Source organism: Pseudomonas sp. GW821-FHT03A09, from assembly GCF_059421065.1.
The window spans coordinates 16,386-33,870 of record NZ_JBWKUX010000022.1; the positions used below are offsets into that span (position 1 = coordinate 16,386).

General features: G+C 60.7%; 18 protein-coding genes. 3 read left to right on the forward strand and 15 right to left on the reverse strand.

Annotated features, from left to right (window positions below):
- Positions 1–75: 75 nt before the first annotated feature.
- The 7 genes from AC07V4_RS26175 to AC07V4_RS26205 all read right to left on the reverse strand — a co-directional run bounded on the left by AC07V4_RS26175 (position 76) and on the right by AC07V4_RS26205 (position 7,944).
- Positions 76–2,157: a carboxy terminal-processing peptidase gene (locus AC07V4_RS26175; protein WP_492638668.1), complete on the reverse strand. Its 2,082-nt coding sequence runs from the start codon at positions 2,155–2,157 to the stop codon at positions 76–78.
- A 424-nt stretch (positions 2,158–2,581) separates the two neighbouring features.
- The gene (locus tag AC07V4_RS26180) at positions 2,582–3,235 is read right to left on the reverse strand and encodes an HAD family hydrolase (protein ID WP_492638669.1); all 654 of its coding nucleotides are present in this window, start codon (positions 3,233–3,235) and stop codon (positions 2,582–2,584) included.
- A 30-nt stretch (positions 3,236–3,265) separates the two neighbouring features.
- The gene (locus AC07V4_RS26185; RefSeq protein ID WP_492638670.1) at positions 3,266–4,255 is read right to left on the reverse strand and encodes an ABC transporter ATP-binding protein; all 990 of its coding nucleotides are present in this window, start codon (positions 4,253–4,255) and stop codon (positions 3,266–3,268) included.
- Entirely contained in the window at positions 4,252–5,052 is an 801-nt protein-coding gene (locus tag AC07V4_RS26190; RefSeq protein ID WP_123714358.1) for an ABC transporter permease, read from the reverse strand. Before AC07V4_RS26190 ends, AC07V4_RS26185 begins: the two co-directional genes overlap by 4 nt.
- Complete coding sequence (locus tag AC07V4_RS26195; RefSeq protein ID WP_492638671.1) at positions 5,039–5,884, reverse strand: ABC transporter permease; 846 nt, start codon at positions 5,882–5,884, stop codon at positions 5,039–5,041. Before AC07V4_RS26195 ends, AC07V4_RS26190 begins: the two co-directional genes overlap by 14 nt.
- Positions 5,881–6,687: an alkaline phosphatase family protein gene (locus tag AC07V4_RS26200; RefSeq protein ID WP_492638672.1), complete on the reverse strand. Its 807-nt coding sequence runs from the start codon at positions 6,685–6,687 to the stop codon at positions 5,881–5,883. Before AC07V4_RS26200 ends, AC07V4_RS26195 begins: the two co-directional genes overlap by 4 nt.
- A gap of 189 nt (positions 6,688–6,876) precedes the next feature.
- The gene (locus AC07V4_RS26205; protein WP_431750487.1) at positions 6,877–7,944 is read right to left on the reverse strand and encodes an ABC transporter substrate-binding protein; all 1,068 of its coding nucleotides are present in this window, start codon (positions 7,942–7,944) and stop codon (positions 6,877–6,879) included.
- 351 nt (positions 7,945–8,295) lie between these two features.
- Here AC07V4_RS26205 and AC07V4_RS26210 point away from each other — a divergent pair, with 351 nt between their 5' ends.
- The gene (locus AC07V4_RS26210; RefSeq protein WP_492638673.1) at positions 8,296–9,021 is read left to right on the forward strand and encodes a UTRA domain-containing protein; all 726 of its coding nucleotides are present in this window, start codon (positions 8,296–8,298) and stop codon (positions 9,019–9,021) included.
- On the opposite strand, the gene AC07V4_RS26215 is transcribed toward AC07V4_RS26210, so the two are convergent.
- The 8 genes from AC07V4_RS26215 to AC07V4_RS26250 are packed head-to-tail and all read right to left on the reverse strand — an operon-like array spanning position 9,002 to position 15,113.
- Positions 9,002–9,907: a metal ABC transporter substrate-binding protein gene (locus AC07V4_RS26215; RefSeq protein ID WP_492638674.1), complete on the reverse strand. Its 906-nt coding sequence runs from the start codon at positions 9,905–9,907 to the stop codon at positions 9,002–9,004. The genes AC07V4_RS26210 and AC07V4_RS26215 overlap by 20 nt on opposite strands.
- Positions 9,907–10,806 carry a metal ABC transporter permease gene (locus AC07V4_RS26220; RefSeq protein ID WP_492638675.1) on the reverse strand — a complete coding sequence of 300 codons (900 nt, stop codon included), beginning with the start codon at positions 10,804–10,806 and terminating at the stop codon, positions 9,907–9,909. Before AC07V4_RS26220 ends, AC07V4_RS26215 begins: the two co-directional genes overlap by 1 nt.
- The gene (locus tag AC07V4_RS26225) at positions 10,803–11,549 is read right to left on the reverse strand and encodes a metal ABC transporter ATP-binding protein (protein WP_492638676.1); all 747 of its coding nucleotides are present in this window, start codon (positions 11,547–11,549) and stop codon (positions 10,803–10,805) included. The genes AC07V4_RS26220 and AC07V4_RS26225 overlap by 4 nt, the downstream gene beginning before the upstream one ends.
- A complete protein-coding gene (locus tag AC07V4_RS26230) occupies positions 11,546–12,478 on the reverse strand; it encodes a metal ABC transporter substrate-binding protein (protein WP_492638677.1) in 933 nt (310 codons plus the stop codon). The genes AC07V4_RS26225 and AC07V4_RS26230 overlap by 4 nt, the downstream gene beginning before the upstream one ends.
- Positions 12,479–12,497: 19 nt before the next feature.
- Positions 12,498–13,058 (reverse strand): DUF6162 family protein, encoded by a 561-nt coding sequence (locus AC07V4_RS26235; protein ID WP_492638678.1) that lies wholly within the window; start codon positions 13,056–13,058, stop codon positions 12,498–12,500.
- Positions 13,055–13,378, reverse strand: a complete 324-nt coding sequence (locus AC07V4_RS26240) for a hypothetical protein (protein WP_492638679.1) — start codon at positions 13,376–13,378, stop codon at positions 13,055–13,057. The genes AC07V4_RS26235 and AC07V4_RS26240 overlap by 4 nt, the downstream gene beginning before the upstream one ends.
- The gene (locus AC07V4_RS26245; RefSeq protein WP_492638680.1) at positions 13,375–13,914 is read right to left on the reverse strand and encodes a PA2404 family protein; all 540 of its coding nucleotides are present in this window, start codon (positions 13,912–13,914) and stop codon (positions 13,375–13,377) included. The genes AC07V4_RS26240 and AC07V4_RS26245 overlap by 4 nt, the downstream gene beginning before the upstream one ends.
- The gene (locus AC07V4_RS26250) at positions 13,914–15,113 is read right to left on the reverse strand and encodes a PepSY-associated TM helix domain-containing protein (protein WP_492638681.1); all 1,200 of its coding nucleotides are present in this window, start codon (positions 15,111–15,113) and stop codon (positions 13,914–13,916) included. Before AC07V4_RS26250 ends, AC07V4_RS26245 begins: the two co-directional genes overlap by 1 nt.
- A 253-nt stretch (positions 15,114–15,366) precedes the next feature.
- Between AC07V4_RS26250 and leuC the strand changes: the two genes are divergently transcribed.
- Together leuC and leuD are read left to right on the forward strand one after the other, a co-directional pair.
- The gene (gene leuC / locus AC07V4_RS26255; protein WP_492638682.1) at positions 15,367–16,785 is read left to right on the forward strand and encodes a 3-isopropylmalate dehydratase large subunit; all 1,419 of its coding nucleotides are present in this window, start codon (positions 15,367–15,369) and stop codon (positions 16,783–16,785) included.
- On the forward strand, positions 16,782–17,396 hold the full coding sequence (gene leuD / locus AC07V4_RS26260) for a 3-isopropylmalate dehydratase small subunit (protein ID WP_492638683.1): 615 nt from the start codon (positions 16,782–16,784) through the stop codon (positions 17,394–17,396). Before leuC ends, leuD begins: the two co-directional genes overlap by 4 nt.
- The last annotated feature ends 89 nt before the right edge of the window (positions 17,397–17,485 follow it).

A 17,485-nucleotide genomic window follows, 5' to 3' on the forward strand; every position in this document is an offset into this window, starting at 1 on the left:
CGGTCCTTCATTTCACGACAGAATGATGTCTATATGATGACACTCCGAGGAGCGTTCACATTAAGTTGTCATCATTTACTGCTTGGCCACCTGCTTGCTGAGCTTGAGGTAGTCCAGCAGGATTCGGCCGGTTTCGGCCAGGTAGGCGTCGTCTTCCGGTTTGGTTTTTTCCGCCTCGGCTGGCAGCGCATCTTCATCTTCTTTCTTCAGTTCCTTGAGCGGGTCTTCGCCTTTGGCCTTGCGGCGAGCGTTTTCCAGCACAAGTTGCTGATTCTCGATGTCGGTGTGCTGCGCGCGGCGATCCGCCTCGTTGAGGCTGACGGTTTTCTCTTCCATCAGCTTCTTGGCGAGGGCCAGTTTGTCGCGGATGAACACGAACTCGGCATCCTTGGCGGAGCGAGCATCATGATCAGCCTTCAGCTGTGCCAGGAACGGTTTGAATGGGTCCGACGCCGGCTTGATCGCAGGACGGATGGTGTCCCACGGCATGGCTTCAGGCAGGGCGCTTTCGCCGATTTCCTTGGTGTCGATGATCGACGGGAAGTCGACATCCGGCAGTACGCCCTGATGCTGGGTACTTTGACCGGAAACCCGGTAGAACTTGGCCAGGGTCAGTTTCAGTTCGCCGTGGTTCAGTGGCTGAATGGTCTGCACCGTGCCTTTACCGAAGGTCTGGCCGCCGATGATCATCGCACGGTGATAATCCTGCATGGCGCCGGCGAAAATCTCCGAGGCCGACGCCGAGAGACGGTTGACCAGCAACGCCATCGGCCCTTTGTAGAAGGCGCCCGGGTTCTCGTCTTCCAGCACGTCGACACGGCCATCGGCGTTGCGTACCAACACCGTCGGGCCTTTGTCGATGAACAGGCTGGTCAGCTCGGTGGCTTCCTGCAGGGAACCGCCGCCGTTGTTGCGAAGGTCGATGACCACGCCGTCGACTTTGTCTTTCTGCAGTTCTGTCAGGATTTTCTTAACGTCGCGGGTGGTGCTCTTGTAGTCCGGATCACCGGCACGGAAGGCCTTGAAGTCCAGGTAGAAGGCCGGGATTTCAATCACGCCCAGCTTGTAATCCTTGCCATCCTGCTTGAGGTTGAGGATTTTCTTCTGCACGGCCTGGTCTTCGAGCTTCACCGCTTCGCGGGTGATCGACACGATCTTGCTGGTCTGGTCGTTCGGCGCATTGGTGTGCGGAATCACTTCCAGGCGCACGACGCTGCCTTTCGGCCCTCGGATCAGCTTGACCACTTCGTCCAGGCGCCAGCCGACCACGTCGACCATTTCTTTGTCGGCCTGGGCCACACCGATGATCTTGTCGGCCGGGGCGACTTGCTTGGTCTTGTCGGCCGGGCCTGCTGGTACCAGACGTACGATCTTGACCTGGTCATTGTCGCTTTGCAGGACGGCACCGATGCCTTCTAGCGACAGACTCATGTTGATGTCAAAGTTTTCCGCGTTATCTGGCGACAGATAATTGGTGTGCGGGTCGTAGGACATCGCAAAGGTGTTGATGTAGGCCTGGAAGATATCTTCGGCACGGGTCTGGTCCAGGCGTGCCAGCTGATTCTTGTAGCGCTTGGTCAACAGCTCTTGGATGGACTTGGGCTCTTTGCCGGCGATCTTCAAGCGCAGCACTTCGTCCTTGACGCGTTTGCGCCACAGGTCGTCGAGGGCGGCGGTGCTGGTCAGCCAAGGTGCGTCCTTGCGGTCCACCAGAAGGGTTTCCTTCTGCGTGAAGTCGAGCTTGTCGACGCCTTTGTTCAACTCTGCCAAGGCAAAGTCCAGACGCGCTTTGACGCGGTCCAGGTAGCGCTTGTAGATGGTGAAGCCGGGCTGCAGGTCGCCACTCTTGAGGAAGTCGTCGAACTGCGTCTTCCACTTGTCGAACTCAGCGATATCGCTGGCCAGGAAGTAGCTGCGCGACGGGTCCAGCAGCTTGAGGTAGCTGTCATAGATGATCACCGAGCGAGCATCGTCCAACGGCGGCTTGCTGTAGTGATGGCGCTTGAGCAACTCGACGACGTTAAGGCTGGCAATCACCTCATCGCGATCAGGCTGAAGGTTGTCCCAGCTGTTGGCTGCGAACGTATTGGTCGACATCGACGCGAAGCCGAGACCAATGAAAAAAGCGAGGGCGGTGCTGGGGAACAAATGCTTCATGCTGATTCGACGCGGGGGCAATTGATAACGCATATTAGGCCGTCTTTGAGGGAGCCGGTTCCATATGGTCCGGTCGCATAATGCAAAAAGCCCGGCGCTACAGCTACGGGCTCAGTCCAGACTCACTATGGAGGCACTGTGAAAGCATTGCAAGGCGTTGAAGGCCATGTGAGGTGCTTAGAAGTGCCCAGTCCTACCTGTGATGTAGGCCAAGTTCGCATCTGTGAGTCTGAATCGTGACGATTTTGAGCGTTTGTCTCGATATTGACTAAAATCGCGTCGGAATTGGAATGCGATCAGCCATGTGGGAGGGGGCTTGCTCCCGATGGCGGAGTAGCAGTGAAGAATGTTTCATCTGATGCACCGCCATCGGGAGCAAGCCTCCTCCCACAGTTGATTGGATTCCAATTCAAGCCATCCCGTGTCAGACCCAATGATGAATCGGCCAGCCAGCCTGTTCGGCGTGGGCACGCAACACCGGGTCCGGATTCACCACCTGCGGGTATTCGACCTTGCTCAGCAACGGCAGGTCATTTCGTGAATCCGAATAGAAGTAAGCGCCGTCCAGAGTCTCGCCTTCCTGCTCCAACCATTGCAGTAACCGCGTGATCTTGCCTTCGCGGTACGTCAGTACGCCCACGGTACGGCCACTGTACACGCCATGGCTGACTTCAAGGTTGATGCCCAGCACTTCATCAATACCGATGCGTGCCGCAATCGGCCCGACCAGGTGGGTGCCCGAGGCGGAAATCACCAGAATCCGGTCGCCATTCGCACGGTGGCGGGCGATGGTCTTGGTGGCATCGCTGTAGATCAGCGGCTCGATCACGTCCTCGACCCACGGCTCCACCAAATGCTCGATTTCTTCCGGCGTGCGGCCAATCATCGGCTCCAGGCTGAAATCCATGAAATCTTCCATCAACAGCTTGCCCTGGCTGTAGGCGTCCATCAGTTCGTCGTTCTTGCGCATGAACGACTCAGGGTCGACCCAGCCGAGGCGGCCCATCTGCTCGCTCCACAAGGTGGCGCAGTCGCCATGGATCAGGGTGTCGTCCAGATCAAAAATTACCAATGCCATCCGTCACGCTCTCTCAAGTCAATCGTTGCATCAGGCTACTTCACACAACGCACTGGGGTCGATGGAAAGTGCCAGGCGCTGACCGTCGGGGTGCAGATCGTCGGCCGAGCGGTTGAGCACGTCCACCACCAATTCCACGCCGCGCGCTTCGATGCGGTAGCGAATCACGTTACCCAGCAGGCTGTGGCTGCGCACCAATGCGTCCAGCTCGCCACTGCGACTCAGTTCTATGGCTTCCGGGCGAATTGCGATGCGCCCGCTGATCGGGCGTTGCAGCAATTGGCTGGCCTTGTCGGCGTCGAGCAGGTTGTAGTTGCCGATAAAACCGGCGGCAAATACGTCTACCGGCGCGGTATAGAGCGTTTCAGCGTCGCCGCTTTGCACGATCTTGCCCTGGTTCATCAGGAAGATGCGGTCGGACATGGTCAGGGCTTCTTCCTGGTCATGGGTCACGAAGATCGTGGTCAGGCCCAGTTCACGCTGGATCTGGCGGATCTGTTCGCGCAGGTGTTTGCGAATCCGCGCATCCAGTGCCGACAGCGGCTCATCCAGTAGTAACAAGCGCGGGCGGGTCACCAGGGAGCGGGCTAGGGCCACGCGCTGGCACTGGCCGCCGGACATCTGGTGCGGGTAGCGGCCGGCGAGGTCCTTGAGTTCCACCAGTTGCAGCACTTCCTGTACGCGCTTGTGACTGTCGTCGGCGTTGACTTTCTGCATGCGCAGGCCGAAGGCGACGTTCTGTTCCACGGTCATGTTGGGGAACAGCGCATAGCTCTGGAACACCATGCCGATGTTTCGTTTCTGCGGGCTCAACGGGACGATGTCCTGGCCGTCCAGCAGGATTTTCCCACTGTTCACCGAGGTCAACCCGGCGATGCAGCGCAGCAGGGTCGACTTGCCGCAACCGGACGGGCCGAGCAGGGTGACGAACTCACCCTTGGCGATCTCGCAGTTGATATCGCTGAACACCGGGGTGCCGGCGTAGCCTTTTTGCAGATGTTGGACGCTGACGAAGCTCATTGGCTTTTGTCCTTGTTCAAGATATTGGCGGCCCAGGTCAGCACCAGCACAAAGAAGAAATAGGAAATCACGACGGCGCTGGTGAAGTGGCCGCTGCTGTTACGCATGTTGTTCAGGTACACCTGCAGGGTCTCGTAGCGGGTGCCCACCAGGATATTGGCGAACACGAACTCACCGAACAGGAACGAGAACGACAGCAGCAAGGCCACCATCAGGCCTTTGCGCAGGTTCGGCAGCACTACCAGGATTGCTGCTTGCCAGGTGCTGGCGCCGAGCAGTTGGGAGGCGTCCATCAGGTCGCGCAGGTTGATGGCTTGCAGGTTGTTGGTGATCGCCCGGTACATGAACGGCAGCGCCACGGTGAAGTAGCAGCCGATCAGAATCCACGGCGTGCCCACCATCGCCATCGGCCCCGAACCGTAGAGTTGCAACAAGCCGACCGACGACACCACCGGCGGCACCGCGAAGGGCAGCAGGATCAGGATGTTCATCAATGCGTCGAGCTTGGGGAAATGGTAATGCACCACGAACAGCAGGGGCAGGATCAGCACCACCGACAGGATCAGCGCACCCACGCACACCAGCAATGACTGGCCGAAGGCCGCCAGGAAGCGCGGGTCGCTCCACAGCTGCACATACCATTTCACAGTAAACCCGGCGGGCAGGATCGTTGCCGACCAACTGCTTGCGATGGAGTAGACAAAGGTCCCCACCAGCGGCAATACCAGGATCGCAAATAACAGGTACACCACCACCCGGTGGTAGAGGGAGGCCGGACCGGCTTCAGCGCGAGACATGGTAGCTCCTCTTGAGCAGCAGTTGATGGACCACGGTGACCACGGTCATCAGCGCCACCAGTACAACGGCCAGGGCGCTGGCCATGTTCGGGTCGAGGGAGATGTCGCCGGAGACCATCGCCGCGATTCGAATCGGCAGTACGTTGAAGTTGCCGGTGGTCAGCGCGTACACCGTGGCATAAGCGCCCAGTGCGTTGGCCAGCAATATCACGAAGGTGCCGAGCAGCGCCGGGGTAAGCACCGGCAGGCCGATGTGCCGCCAGAATTGCCAGCCGCTGGCACCGAGCAGCGAGGCCGATTCGCGCCAGTCTTCACGCAAGGCATCGAACGCCGGGTAGAGCAGCAGCACGCCGAGTGGGATCTGGAAGTAGGTGTAGAGGATGATCAGGCCGGTCTTGGAATACAGGTTGAAGTCCTGAATGATTCCGGCTTGCTTGAGCATGATCGTGATGCTGCCGTTGAAGCCCAGCAGGATGATGAACGCGAAGGCCAGGGGCACGCCGGCAAAGTTGCTCGTCATGTTGGCGAAGGCGGTGACGAAATTGCGCAGCGGCGAATCCACGCGGCGCAACGAGTAGCTGCCGAGCACCGAAATGATGATGCCGAACACGCTCGAGTAGAAGCTGATCTCCAGGCTGTACTGGATGGCTTGCAGGTAGAACTTCGAACTGAAAATCTTGGTGAAGTTAGCCAGGCCCCAGCCGAACTCTTCCGATTGCAGGCTGTTGATCAACACCCATACCAGCGGGGCGATTTCAAACACGATAAAGAACAGCGCAAACGGCACCAGGCATAGAATCGCCAGCCATTTGCCGCGGGTTATGGAATTCACTTCAGAAGCTCCCGGCATACAGGTTTGTCGTGGGGGACGCCGAGCAGTTCGCAGACGGTGCCGCACAGTTCGGTTTGCTTGGGGCTTGCAGTGGGGCTGAAGTTGAAGGCCGAGCCCAGCACGAACAGCGGCACCTCCCGTTCTTCTGGCAGCACACCGTTATGGGAGCGATCGTTGTTCATGCCGTGGTCGGCGGTCACCAGTACCTGGTAACCGGCGTCGAGCCAGCCTTGCAGGTAGTCGGCGAGGATGATGTCGGCCGAGCGTGCGCTGTTGCGGTACTGCGCGGTGTCGAGGCCATGCTTGTGGCCGGCGTCGTCAATACTCATCGGATGCACCACCAGGAAGTTCGGCGCGTGCTTGAGGCGCAGGCTTTCAGCGTCGGCAAACAGGTGGGAATCGGGGTAGTGGTCATTCCAGTAGAAATGCCCGTGCTGGATCGCCAGCGCCTTGTCGTTGGTATGACGATCACGGGCGGCAATAAAGGGTGTGCGGTTATACAACTCGCTGACCCAATGGTAGGCCGCTGCCGCTGTGGTAAGCCCTGCGTCGGTGGCGTAATGGAAAATGCTGCGCTGGTTGGACAGGCGAGAAACGTGGTTATGCACGATACCGCTGTCGATGGGTGGCACGCCGGTGAGGATGCACTCGTACAGCGGCCGCGAGAGCGACGGTAATTCACATTCCAGTTTGTAGAGCGCTGCGCGTCCTGCGCCGATATAGGCCTGGAGATGCCCCATGGCATGTCGGGCAACCTCGTAGTTCAGGCCGTCGAGCACCACAAGGATGACGTTGTGCTTCATAGGGGGAGAGGCTCCGCAACAGTTAGGCTTGACTCGATTTCTCTGGAGGAACGGGGTCAAAAGTGTGGGAGGGGCTTGCTCCCGATAGCGGAGGATCAGCCAATGTATGTGTTGAATGACACTCCGCTATCGGGAGCAAGCCCCCTCCCACATTGGATCTCCAGTGGACATCCAATGTGGGGGGAAGCCTTACTGCATATTGATGATGACTTCTTCCTGCCACTTCTGCGGCAGTGCCTTGGAGGTCTTCTCCCAAGCATCGGCATCTTTGATCGGCGTGACCTTTTTGTACTGCTCGTTCGGCAGCAGCTTGGCCTGAACCTCAGCTGGCAGGGTCAGGTGCTCGGCGCGGATCGGGCGCGCATTGCCCTTGGCCAGGTTGATCTGGCCGGCGTCGCTGAAGATGTATTCACGGGTCAGCTTGGCAGCGTTCGGGTGCTTGGCATATTTGTTGATGATGGTGGTGTAGCCGGAAATCACCGAACCGTCCGATGGGATCAGCACCACGTAGTCATCCGGGTTGGCCATCTTGGCTTTGTAGCTCAAACCGTTGAAGTCCCAGACCACGCCCACTTCCACTTCGCCTTTTTCCATGGTGGCGATGGTCGGGTTGGCCAGCGACAGACGACCTTGCTTGGCGATGTCGGCAAACATCAGCAGGGCAGGCTGGATGTTCTTTTCGTCGCCACCGTTGGCGAGGGCGGCAGCCAGTACACCATTGGCAGCCTGGGCGGCGGTGCTGACGTCACCGATGGACACCTTGTATTTACCGGTCTTCAGGTCTGCCCAGCTTTTTGGGGCTTCGGAGCCGTGCAGCAGCTTCTTGTTGACGATAAAAGCGATGGTGCCGGTGTAGGCCAGGGCCCAATTGCCGTCTTTATCTTTCGCCCAATCCGGCACCTGGGCCCAGGTGCTCGGCTTGTAGGGCTGGACTACGCCTTGTTTTACCGCAATCGGGCCGAAGGCCGCGCCAACGTCGCCAATATCGGCGCTGGCGTTGTCTTTCTCGGCGGCGAACTTGGCGATTTCCTGGGCTGAGCTCATGTCCGTGTCGATGTGCTTGAGGCCATAGGTCTTGGCCAGGTCTTCCCAGGTGCCTTTCCAGTTGGCCCAGTCATCGGGCATGCCGACGCTGTTGACGGCGCCTTCCGCTTTCGCGGCGGCTTCCAAGGTTTTCAAATCGGTATCAGCGGCCATGGCGGCGGTGCACATGGCAATGGTCGAGCCTAACAGTGATGCCAGGAAAAGCTGTTTCATCCGAAGCTCCTTTGGGCGTTTTCAACGCGACGTTGTTATGAACGATTGCGGTGGTGTTGGTCTAGGTCAGCAATACCTGAGCCAATCTAGGCGTGCTGGATGACAGTTTCATGTCGATGTCGTTTTTAAAGCGCTTTTGTCGCTCAGCGCAGATTCAGCGTAGACCATGCCCAAGTGCCCGCAGGGCTTGGACTTGGCCGGTGTATTGCAAGGCGTGGAAGAGGGCGGGCACGAGGACTGTCATCTGTCGGTCATCTGCAATGCCTAGGCTGGCACGGCATTGATGCGGAGCTGTTATGCCGCTTTTTGTGCACTCGAATGGTGCTGGTCTAGTCCAGATAGGTAACGTTGATGCGTGATGAGGCAATCAAGGCGGTAACTTCCATCGGCCTGGCGCTGCAAGAGCAGATCGACCACGGCTTGTTGGCGCCTGCGAGTAAATTGCCCGCCGAGCGCAAGCTCAGCGAGTTGTTTGGTACCACCCGCATTACCGTGCGGGAAGCCTTGTTACAACTGGAAGCCCAGGGCCAGATTTATCGTGAGGAACGCCGTGGCTGGTTTGTCTCGCCGCCACGGCTGGCCTACAACCTGATGCAGCGCAGCCACTTTCACGCGATGGTCAGCGATCAGGGGCGGGTGGCGTCGACCGAAGTGATTTCTGCACGTTTGCAACCGGCCTCGGCGGCGGTGTGTGCGTGGTTGCAGTTGCCGGCGTTGTCCAGTGTGATCCAGATCTGCCGGGGCCGGCGCATTGACGGGCGCCTGGTGTTGTATGTGGAGCACTACCTGAACCCGCAGTACTTTCCGGGGATTCTGGCGTGCGACCTGAACCAGTCGATGACCGAGTTGTACGCGCGCAAGTACGACCTGCATTACGGTCGCGTGCGCTTCGAGATTGTGCCCACGTCCTTGCCGGCGGAGGCCGCCGCGGCGCTGCGCGTGTCGGTGGGCAGCCCGGGCTTGAGGATTGCCCGGGTCAACTATGACCAGCACCAGCGCTTGATCGACTGCGACCTGGAATTCTGGCGACATGATGCGATTCATGTCGGGGTGGATGTTATGGGCTCAGCGCCTTGATCACCTGATCCACATTGCCTTCCAGTTCAGCCACCGGGTCCGCCCCGTCGACATTCAATACCAGCAACTGCGCCCCACCTGCCGTCACGGCTGTTTTCACCGCTTCGCTCGGCTGACGGTGATGCAGTACCACAGCCACGTCGTTGTCCTTCAAGTCGGCACTGAGCTTCTGCAGCGCCTGCGGCGTCCAATCTGCGTCCGGTCGCGCATCGGTGTTGAGCACTTCCAGGTTGAGGCTGCTGATCAGATACGCGAAGTGATCGCTCAGGCTGACCACGCTCAAGTTGTCCGCCTTGGCCAATCGCGCCTCGCTGTCGGCCGTGAGCTTGAGCAGACGTTGCTTGAGGGCGGCGAGGTTGGCGTCGATCTTCGACTTGGCGCTGGGCGCCAGGCGACTGAGGTCGGTGGCCATCACGTCGGCCATGCGTCCCATGTTGTTGCACGATTGCCATGGCTGGCTGTTCAAGCCGTCGGTAGCGCCTGGTTGCACGGCGATGCCAGGCAAACCACCGTCCACCGGGCGTGCGGCGTCGACTTCGACGATGCGGATGTTGCTGCGCCGTGCCACTGGGTAGAGCGGGTCATCCGCCCATAGCGAGCGCAGGCCGATGGCGGCGTCGGCATCCTGAGCCAACGTGTTCAATGCCGGCGCACCCCGGCCAGTGAAGTAAGACACCTGCCGAGTACCTGGCAGGTTGGCCGGCGCGGCGCGCTCAAGCTTGACGTCGGTGCCCTTTAGCAACACGTCGGCCAGGCCGTAGGTGATCGGTAGCGAGGCGAGTACCTTGACCGGTTTTGGCGGATCAATAGCGGCTTCGGCCGCCATCGACGGCACAGAAATCAAGCAGGCAATGACCAAGGCCAGCGGAGGTAGAACGGAGCGCATTATCCAAGATTCCCTTTGAGGCTGGGCACAATGCCGCGCGCGATGGCGGCACAGGCGAAGGCGATGCCGGCCATCAGAATGATCGCGGCACCGGACGGGATGGGCAGGTCGAAGATGATCGGCAGCAAGATGCCGCACAGCGTACTCACCGTGGCGATCGCCACCGACACCCAGAAGAACCCTTTGAGCGACTGGCTAAGCAGACGCGCCGCCGCGGCGGGGATCACCAACAGCGCACCGACCAGGATCGCGCCGATGACCTTGACCGCCGCCACGGTGATCAGCGTCACCAGGATCACGAACAGGTAGTCCAGGGTCTTCACCGCCACACCGCGCACGGCGGCCAGTTGCGGATTGAAGCTGGCCAGCATGATGCGGTTGTACAACGGCAGCGCCAGGGCCATCACCAGCGAGCCGACAACCGCCAGTACCAACAGGTCATTACCGTTCACCGTCAGGACTGAACCGAACAACACATTCTCCAGAATGTGCACGTTAATCTTGCCTGCGAGGATCAGCAGCAGGCTCGCCCCCAAGGCCAACGACACCGAGAGGAACACGCCGATCAAGGTGTCCGGCGCGAGGCCGGTGCGATTGCGCAAGTAGTTGAGCAGGATGCCGAACAGCAGGCAGTAACCGAACAGCGCGCCATACGGCCCGGTGTAGGGTTCGCCGAGCAGAATGCCCACGGCCACGCCGGTCAGCGCGGCGTGGCCGACGGCTTCGGAGAAAAACGCGAAGCGCTTGACCACCACCAATGTACCCAGGCCACCCAGAACCGGACCGATCAGCAAACCGGCGAGCAGGGCATTGACCACGAAGCCATAGGCCAGCGCCTCCGGCAGATACCCGGAAGAGGCCCAGCCCTGGACCATCAAACGAAAGGCTTCATAGCTCATTGCGCCGCGCTCCGAGGGTGAGTGGAGAACAGGGTCAGCAGGCGATCCGGCGTCAGCGCTTCTTTGGGTGTGGCGTCGAACAATACGCGGCGGTTCAGGCCGGTGACGCGGTCGGCCAGACGACCCACGGCTTCCAGGTCGTGTTCGATCCACAACACGGTGATACCGACCAGGCGCCAATCATTCAGCAAACGTTCGAACACCTGGATACCGGCTTCATCCAGGGCCGACATCGGCTCATCCAGCACCAGCAATTGCGGTGCCGGGATCAACCCCTGGGCCAGCAGTACACGTTGGCGTTCACCACCGGACAGCGCACCCATACGCCGTTTGCGTTTGTCCTGCATGCCCACCCGCTCCAGGGCTTCGCCAATCGCCCCGGCGTAATGTTTGGACAACCCGAGAAACGCTGGACGCCGCTGGCACATGGCGGCCATGAAATCATCGACGGTCATCGGCAGGCCCCGGTCGAACTCCAGAGCCTGGGGCACATAGCCGATGGTGCCGGGCGTGGCCGGCCAGTGCAGGCGCAATTGGCCCTGGTGCGGGGTTTGCCCCAGCAGGGTCTTGATCAGCGAACTTTTACCGCCACCGTTCGGACCGACCAGCGCATGAATGCTGCCTGGCTGCACCTGGAAACTCACGCCGTCGAGAATCGCCGTGCGGCCCAGGGTCAACGACACCTTGTCGAAGTCGAGGGTCGGTCCGATGCTGGCCACCTTCAGTGGTTCCGCCGCCGTCATGCCCCGGACTCCTGAATTGCCCGCACCACAGTGTTGAGGTTGCCGGTCATTTCCACTTCGTATTTTTCAGGTGTGTATTCGCCGTAAGAGATGTGCGACAGCGGGTACAGCTTGACCCCCGACTCACGTTGGATGGTTTCGACGTAGGTAGACGGGAAGTCCATCTCCGAGAAGATCACTTTCACATCCAGGGCGCGCAGTTCGTCGATGGTCTTCTTCAACTGGCTGGGGCTGGGCTCGATGCCATGGGCTGGTTCGACCACGGCGGTCACTTCCAGGCCGAATTCACGCAGCAGGTAGTCGTAGGCGGCGTGCACCGTGGCCACGCGCAGGTCCGGGTTGGGGGCGCTGGTCAACTTGGCCAAGGCGTCGGCACGCATCTGGCGCAGGCGTTTACCGTAGGCGCGAGCGTTCTGGGTGTAGATCTTGGCGTTGTCCGGGTCGAGTTTGCCCAGTGCGCGGGCGATGTTGTTGACCTGGGCAATCGAGGCGCTGATCGACAAAAAGGTGTGCGGGTTGACCACCTTGCCCGCACCGCGCGCGGCGTTACCGGTGGCGGCCAGCAGCGGCACGTTGGCGTTGGCCTCGATCACCGGGATGTCCGGGCGTTCGCTGGTGGCGATCATGCGGTCGGCGAAATCGTCATGGCCGACACCGTTGAGCACGATCACATCCAGGGTACCGATGCGCTTGATATCGTCGGCGCGTGGCTCGTAGGCGTGGGGGTTGAAGCCGGCCGGGATCAATGGCACCACCTCGGCCTTGTCGCCGACGATATTGGCCACGTAGCTGTAGTAAGGGTGCAGGGTGATGCCAATACGAAGGCGTTTAGCGTGCTCCGGGTTAGAGAGAGCATTGGCCAATGGCGCGAGCATCAGGCTCAGCAGGCTGACCAGCAACAGGCGCAACAGGGGAGATGAAATAGGCATGGGCAATCGGTCTTCTCGTTCAGTGACGGTGCTGGCGGGTGACGCCGGCATCGAATTGCGCGACCACTTGCTGCCAGCCGGCCGCGATCAGCGCCTGGTCAGTAAGGTCGGAGGGGACGGCGAGGTTGGCCTGGCGATTGAGCCAGATATCCGGTTCGGCACCGTGCACACGCATCAGCAGTGAGCCGCTGATGCTGGGCGCCTGGGTCACGCCCAGGTAGGCCGAAGGCTCGAGCAATTGCCAGTGATGATCGCCGCGGCTGACCGAGCTGGCGTCCTGGGCAAACGGCTCAAACCCTTCCTTGGCCAGTTGTTCAGGCGTCGGCAGGGCGTCTTGCTCCTGCAGCAGCAGTTGGATTTCGTCGAGGGTCACCCTCAAGTCGGCGTAGATGCCTTGCTCGGCGGGGCTCAGGTCGCGGCGGGCATCCAGCTGATGGCTGGGCACGGCGGCGATCTCCTGGGTTTCGCCATGCAGGGTCACTACGGTGGCGGCCACGGCGAGGATGATCAGGCATAGCAGCAACACGTAGAGGGTTTCATGGCCGGCCCCGGCGGGGCGTACAACCTGTGTGGTACTCATTGGGGCTGGATATCCGCTTGATCGATTTCCACGACGTGGCCGGGGCCGGCGTCAAACAGCACGTAGAACTCGGCGGAGGGCTTCTTGAATGTCAGGGTCGAATCCTGGCCGAGCTTGCCGGGCAGCAGGATGGTCTCGTCGTAGCCGATCACATCCAGGGTCACGCCCGGGGCGCCGCTGCCGTCGGAGAAACCACCGGTGCACTGGATCTGCTCGCCGGCGATTTCCTTGCATTCGCACATCGGGTTGTGGGCCAGGGCCACGCTGCTGAAACCGACGCAGAGCAATAGCGCGGCGCGGGGTAGACGCATCAAAGTCATGGTTTAACTCCTTGCTTGTTCAGCCAGGCAATGGTGGCAGGCGATGCCTGGCTCAGCGGGATGGAACCCTGGTGCATGCTGCCGTCCCAGCCTTCCATGGTGACCCACAGTTCGGCGTCGACAGGCGTGCGTTCCGGCACTGGCAGCAGCGCACCCATGCGGTACGGCGTGCCGAAGAAGATCACCCCGGCGGCCCGCAGGCTGCGCGGCTTGCCGATGCGTAGGTAGGTGGCCTTGACCTGTTGGGTGCAGGTGGCACACAGGGCAGCGTTGAAAAACTTCATCGGGCCGGCCGGGTCCGGGCGTGGGCCTTCGTTGCGAAACTCGGCGAGGGTCAGGCTCCAGGGGCCGACCTGCACTTCACCGGCCACGCGTTCGCCGATGCCGGTGTCGCCGCGAAACAGCGCGGCCTCGGAAAAATAGCGGGGCATGAACCCCAGCGGCACCAGGATCAACAGGATGTTGATGTGGAAGCGCCATTTCAGCCAAAAGGCCCGCAGTGGCGAAACCGGTGCAGCCGTGACGACCTTGCTCATCAGTTGCCCTCCGTGGTTTCAGCGTGCAACGCCTGGATCGGTGCCGGTTGGCGCGGGGCCTTGGCCTCGCGCTTGAGGGCATTGAGGGTGGCCAGGGCGGTGCGTTTGGTCCAGATCAGCAGGCCGCTCAGCACCATCATGCTCAGCACCAGGCCGAAGAACGCCCAGATCAGTTTGATCCACAGGCCGCCGAAGTCGCCGGTGTGCAAGGGGCGCATGGATTCGGTGACGAACTCCAGCGGGGTACGGTCGGACAGCAGGTGCGAAACACCGATTTCACCGTCATAAGGGTTCAGTTGCGCGGTCTGGAACATCAACGGATACCAGCCGCGCCCGCCGATTTGCAGGTGGCTATAGGCATTGCTGGGCAGGAACACGAAGGTGGCGTCCAGCCCTGGGATGCGTTCGCCGGCAATCTTGATCGCGTTGTCCAGAGAGATCATCGGCGCCGGCACACCGGGCGCCGACATCGGCACTTTCTCCCGGGCGATCACCGGCACGATGGGTTCGCTGGAGATGGAGATCTGGTTGTCACCCAGGATCGCCTGGATCAGGAACCAGGTGCCGGTGATGGAAATGACTGCAATGAACCAGATCGACCAGATGCCGCTGAGGCGGTGGAAGTCGCCCCAGAAAATCCGTGCGCCGTGGCGGATGCGCAGGGTCGGTTTGAGAAAACCCTTCCAGAAACGCTTGTACACCACCAGTCCCGTGATCAATGAAGCCAGCAGCGGCAGGCCGAGCAGCGAGACCAGGTACCAGCCCCAGCTGTAACCGTTGGTGAACGGCACCAACCACCAGCCATGCAGGGCGCGGGTGAATTGCTTGAAGTTGAACGACGGGCTGATGCCCTGGATCGCCCCGGAATACGGGTTGACGTAGACCTCCACCGAACGTCCGTCGGGATAGGTGAGGTCGACACTCAGGGCGAAGTGCGATTCATCCGGGCGGATGATCGACTGCACGATGACCTGGGGCTCGGCCTGTTTGATGGCGGCGATCACCTGGTCAAAGCTCAGTACCTGCGCGTCATCTGACGGTTTGCTGGCACGGATGTCCGGGTTGGCCAGCCACACGATCTCCTGGCTGACCACCGCCAGGGTGCCGGTGACGCAGACGATCAGTACAAAGAACCAGATGGGCAATGCCAGCCAGCTGTGGACGAGAAACCAGAGTTTTGAGCGTGACTTCTTCGACATGTGAATGCGGGTCTTGATCGGAGGGGGCGAAGGAGGCCCGGAAAAGGCCGGTCGTAGCTTTTGCTGACGCGACGGGCTGTATCTAAGTTAAGACGGATGAGAATGGGAAATCCCTAAGCGGGAAATGAAAGAAAATGTTTCGGGGTTGCTGGATCGAACACGAACCATGTTCCCAGGCATCACCCAGGCGCCATTGATGGGGGCCAGGCGCTGCGTAGGATGGGTGTACACCGTTGAGTGAGCCCTAAGAAAAATGACTGCCAGAACCCTCTACGACAAACACATCGACTCCCATACGGTGTGTGCCCTGGATGATCAGGGCCATGTCTTGCTGTATATCGATCGTCAGGTGATCAACGAATACACCAGCCCCCAGGCATTCAGCGGCCTGCGCGAGACCGGACGCCACGTGTGGCGGCCCGGAACGGCATTGGCGGTGGTCGATCATGTCAACCCGACCACGCCCAAGCGCATCGCGGCGATGCCGGATGCGGGCGGTGCGCGGCAAGTGTCGTACCTGGCGGAGAACTGCCGGGACTTCGGCATCGAGTTACTGGATATCCTCGACAAGCGCCAAGGTATTGAACATGTCATCGCGCCGGAGCAGGGCTTTATCCTGCCGGGCATGGTGATCGCCGCCGGTGACAGCCACACCACCACTTACGGCGCCCTCGGTGCGTTCGGCTTCGGTATTGGCACCTCGGAAATCGAGCACCTGCTGGCTTCGCAGACACTGGTCTATAAGCGCCTGAAAACCCTGCGTGTGACCGTCGATGGTGCGTTGGCCAAGGGCCTGACGTCCAAGGACGTGATCATGGCGTTGATTGGCAAGATCGGTGCGTCCGGCGCCACGGGTTACGCCATCGAGTTTCGTGGTTCCACCCTCGATGCCTTGAGCGTCGAGGCACGCATGACCATCTGCAACATGGCGGTGGAGGCGGGTGCGCGTGGCGCGTTCATGGCGCCGGACGAAAAAGTCTTCGCCTACCTCAAGGGCAAGCCCCGCGCGCCGAAGGGCGAATTGTGGGAACAAGCCCTGGTGAGCTGGCGCCGACTGCATTCGGATGCCGATGCTGTGTTCGATCGGGAAGTACAACTGGATGCCACCGCGCTGGAGCCCATGGTCACCTGGGGCACCAGCCCCGACCAGGCCGCGCCCATCGGCACCCGCGTGCCCGACCCGCAGGCGGTCAGCGACCTGATCCTGCGCGCCGACATGCGCCGCGCCCTCAACTACATGGGCCTGCAAGCCGGCATGCCGCTGAGCGATATCGTGATCAGCCATGCGTTTATCGGCTCGTGTACCAATGCGCGCATCGAAGACCTGCGCGATGCTGCCCGTGTGGTGCGTGGCAAGCACGTGGCCGAACATGTGCGGGCGATGATCGTGCCGGGCTCCACCGAAGTGCGCGACCAGGCCGAAGCCGAAGGGCTGGCCGCGATCTTTATAGAGGCAGGTTTTGAGTGGCGCCAGTCGGGCTGCTCAATGTGCCTGGCCATGAACGACGACGTGCTGGCCCCCGGCGACCGTTGCGCCTCCAGCACCAACCGCAACTTCGAAGGCCGCCAGGGTGCCGGTGCACGCACTCACCTGATGAGCCCGGCGATGGTCGCCGCCGCCGCGATCACTGGCCGCCTGACTGACATTCGCCACTTTGGAGACCGCCTATGAGCCTGCAACCGTTCACGCTGGTCACCGGCAAGGCCGCGCCCATGTTGGCGGCGAATATCGATACCGATGTGATCATGCCCAAGCAGTTCCTCAAGGGCATCGACCGCAGCGGCCTGGACCGTGGGTTGTTCTTCGATTTGCGCTTCCTGCCTTCCGGCGAACCCAACCCTGAATTCGTGCTGAACCAGCCGGCATGGCAGTGTGCAAGTTTCATGGTAGTGGGGCCGAACTTCGGCTGCGGTTCCAGCCGTGAGCACGCGGTGTGGGGCCTGAAACAGATGGGCATTCGCGCGCTCATCGGTAGCAGCTTTGCCGGGATTTTCTATGACAACTGCCAGCGTAACGGGGTGCTGTTGATCACCTTGGACGAAGGGGTGTTGCAGACACTCGGGCAGACCGTCAGCCAGGCCGACCAGGCACAGATCAGTGTGGACCTGGAGCAGCAGCAGATTCGTTTGGCGGATGGCGAGGTGATCGGGTTTCAGATCGATACTTTGCGTAAGACTGCGTTGCTGCTGGGGTTGGATGCGATTGGTACTACGTTGCAGCGTAGTGAGCAGATCATGGCGTTTGAGCAGCGGCATCTTGCGGCCAACCCTTGGTTCAACTGACAGGTCGCGGTTCAAACTGTGGGAGGGGGCTTGCTCCCGATAGTGGACTTTCAGTCAATCCATCAGTAGCTGATCCACCGTAATCGGGA

What these genes read in the sequence shown, in the direction of transcription:
- AC07V4_RS26180 (WP_492638669.1), bottom strand. Translation starts at nt 3,235, where the DNA reads ATGGCATTGGTAATTTTTGATCTGGACGACACCCTGATCCATGGCGAC.
- leuC (WP_492638682.1), top strand. Translation starts at nt 15,367, where the DNA reads ATGACTGCCAGAACCCTCTACGACAAACACATCGACTCCCATACGGTG.
- AC07V4_RS26215 (WP_492638674.1), bottom strand. Translation starts at nt 9,907, where the DNA reads ATGCGCTCCGTTCTACCTCCGCTGGCCTTGGTCATTGCCTGCTTGATT.
- leuD (WP_492638683.1), top strand. Translation starts at nt 16,782, where the DNA reads ATGAGCCTGCAACCGTTCACGCTGGTCACCGGCAAGGCCGCGCCCATG.
- AC07V4_RS26235 (WP_492638678.1), bottom strand. Translation starts at nt 13,058, where the DNA reads ATGAGTACCACACAGGTTGTACGCCCCGCCGGGGCCGGCCATGAAACC.
- AC07V4_RS26200 (WP_492638672.1), bottom strand. Translation starts at nt 6,687, where the DNA reads ATGAAGCACAACGTCATCCTTGTGGTGCTCGACGGCCTGAACTACGAG.
- AC07V4_RS26250 (WP_492638681.1), bottom strand. Translation starts at nt 15,113, where the DNA reads ATGTCGAAGAAGTCACGCTCAAAACTCTGGTTTCTCGTCCACAGCTGG.
- AC07V4_RS26245 (WP_492638680.1), bottom strand. Translation starts at nt 13,914, where the DNA reads ATGAGCAAGGTCGTCACGGCTGCACCGGTTTCGCCACTGCGGGCCTTT.
- AC07V4_RS26225 (WP_492638676.1), bottom strand. Translation starts at nt 11,549, where the DNA reads ATGACGGCGGCGGAACCACTGAAGGTGGCCAGCATCGGACCGACCCTC.
- AC07V4_RS26240 (WP_492638679.1), bottom strand. Translation starts at nt 13,378, where the DNA reads ATGACTTTGATGCGTCTACCCCGCGCCGCGCTATTGCTCTGCGTCGGT.
- AC07V4_RS26205 (WP_431750487.1), bottom strand. Translation starts at nt 7,944, where the DNA reads ATGAAACAGCTTTTCCTGGCATCACTGTTAGGCTCGACCATTGCCATG.
- AC07V4_RS26175 (WP_492638668.1), bottom strand. Translation starts at nt 2,157, where the DNA reads ATGAAGCATTTGTTCCCCAGCACCGCCCTCGCTTTTTTCATTGGTCTC.
- AC07V4_RS26190 (WP_123714358.1), bottom strand. Translation starts at nt 5,052, where the DNA reads ATGTCTCGCGCTGAAGCCGGTCCGGCCTCCCTCTACCACCGGGTGGTG.
- AC07V4_RS26220 (WP_492638675.1), bottom strand. Translation starts at nt 10,806, where the DNA reads ATGAGCTATGAAGCCTTTCGTTTGATGGTCCAGGGCTGGGCCTCTTCC.
- AC07V4_RS26210 (WP_492638673.1), top strand. Translation starts at nt 8,296, where the DNA reads ATGCGTGATGAGGCAATCAAGGCGGTAACTTCCATCGGCCTGGCGCTG.
- AC07V4_RS26185 (WP_492638670.1), bottom strand. Translation starts at nt 4,255, where the DNA reads ATGAGCTTCGTCAGCGTCCAACATCTGCAAAAAGGCTACGCCGGCACC.
- AC07V4_RS26230 (WP_492638677.1), bottom strand. Translation starts at nt 12,478, where the DNA reads ATGCCTATTTCATCTCCCCTGTTGCGCCTGTTGCTGGTCAGCCTGCTG.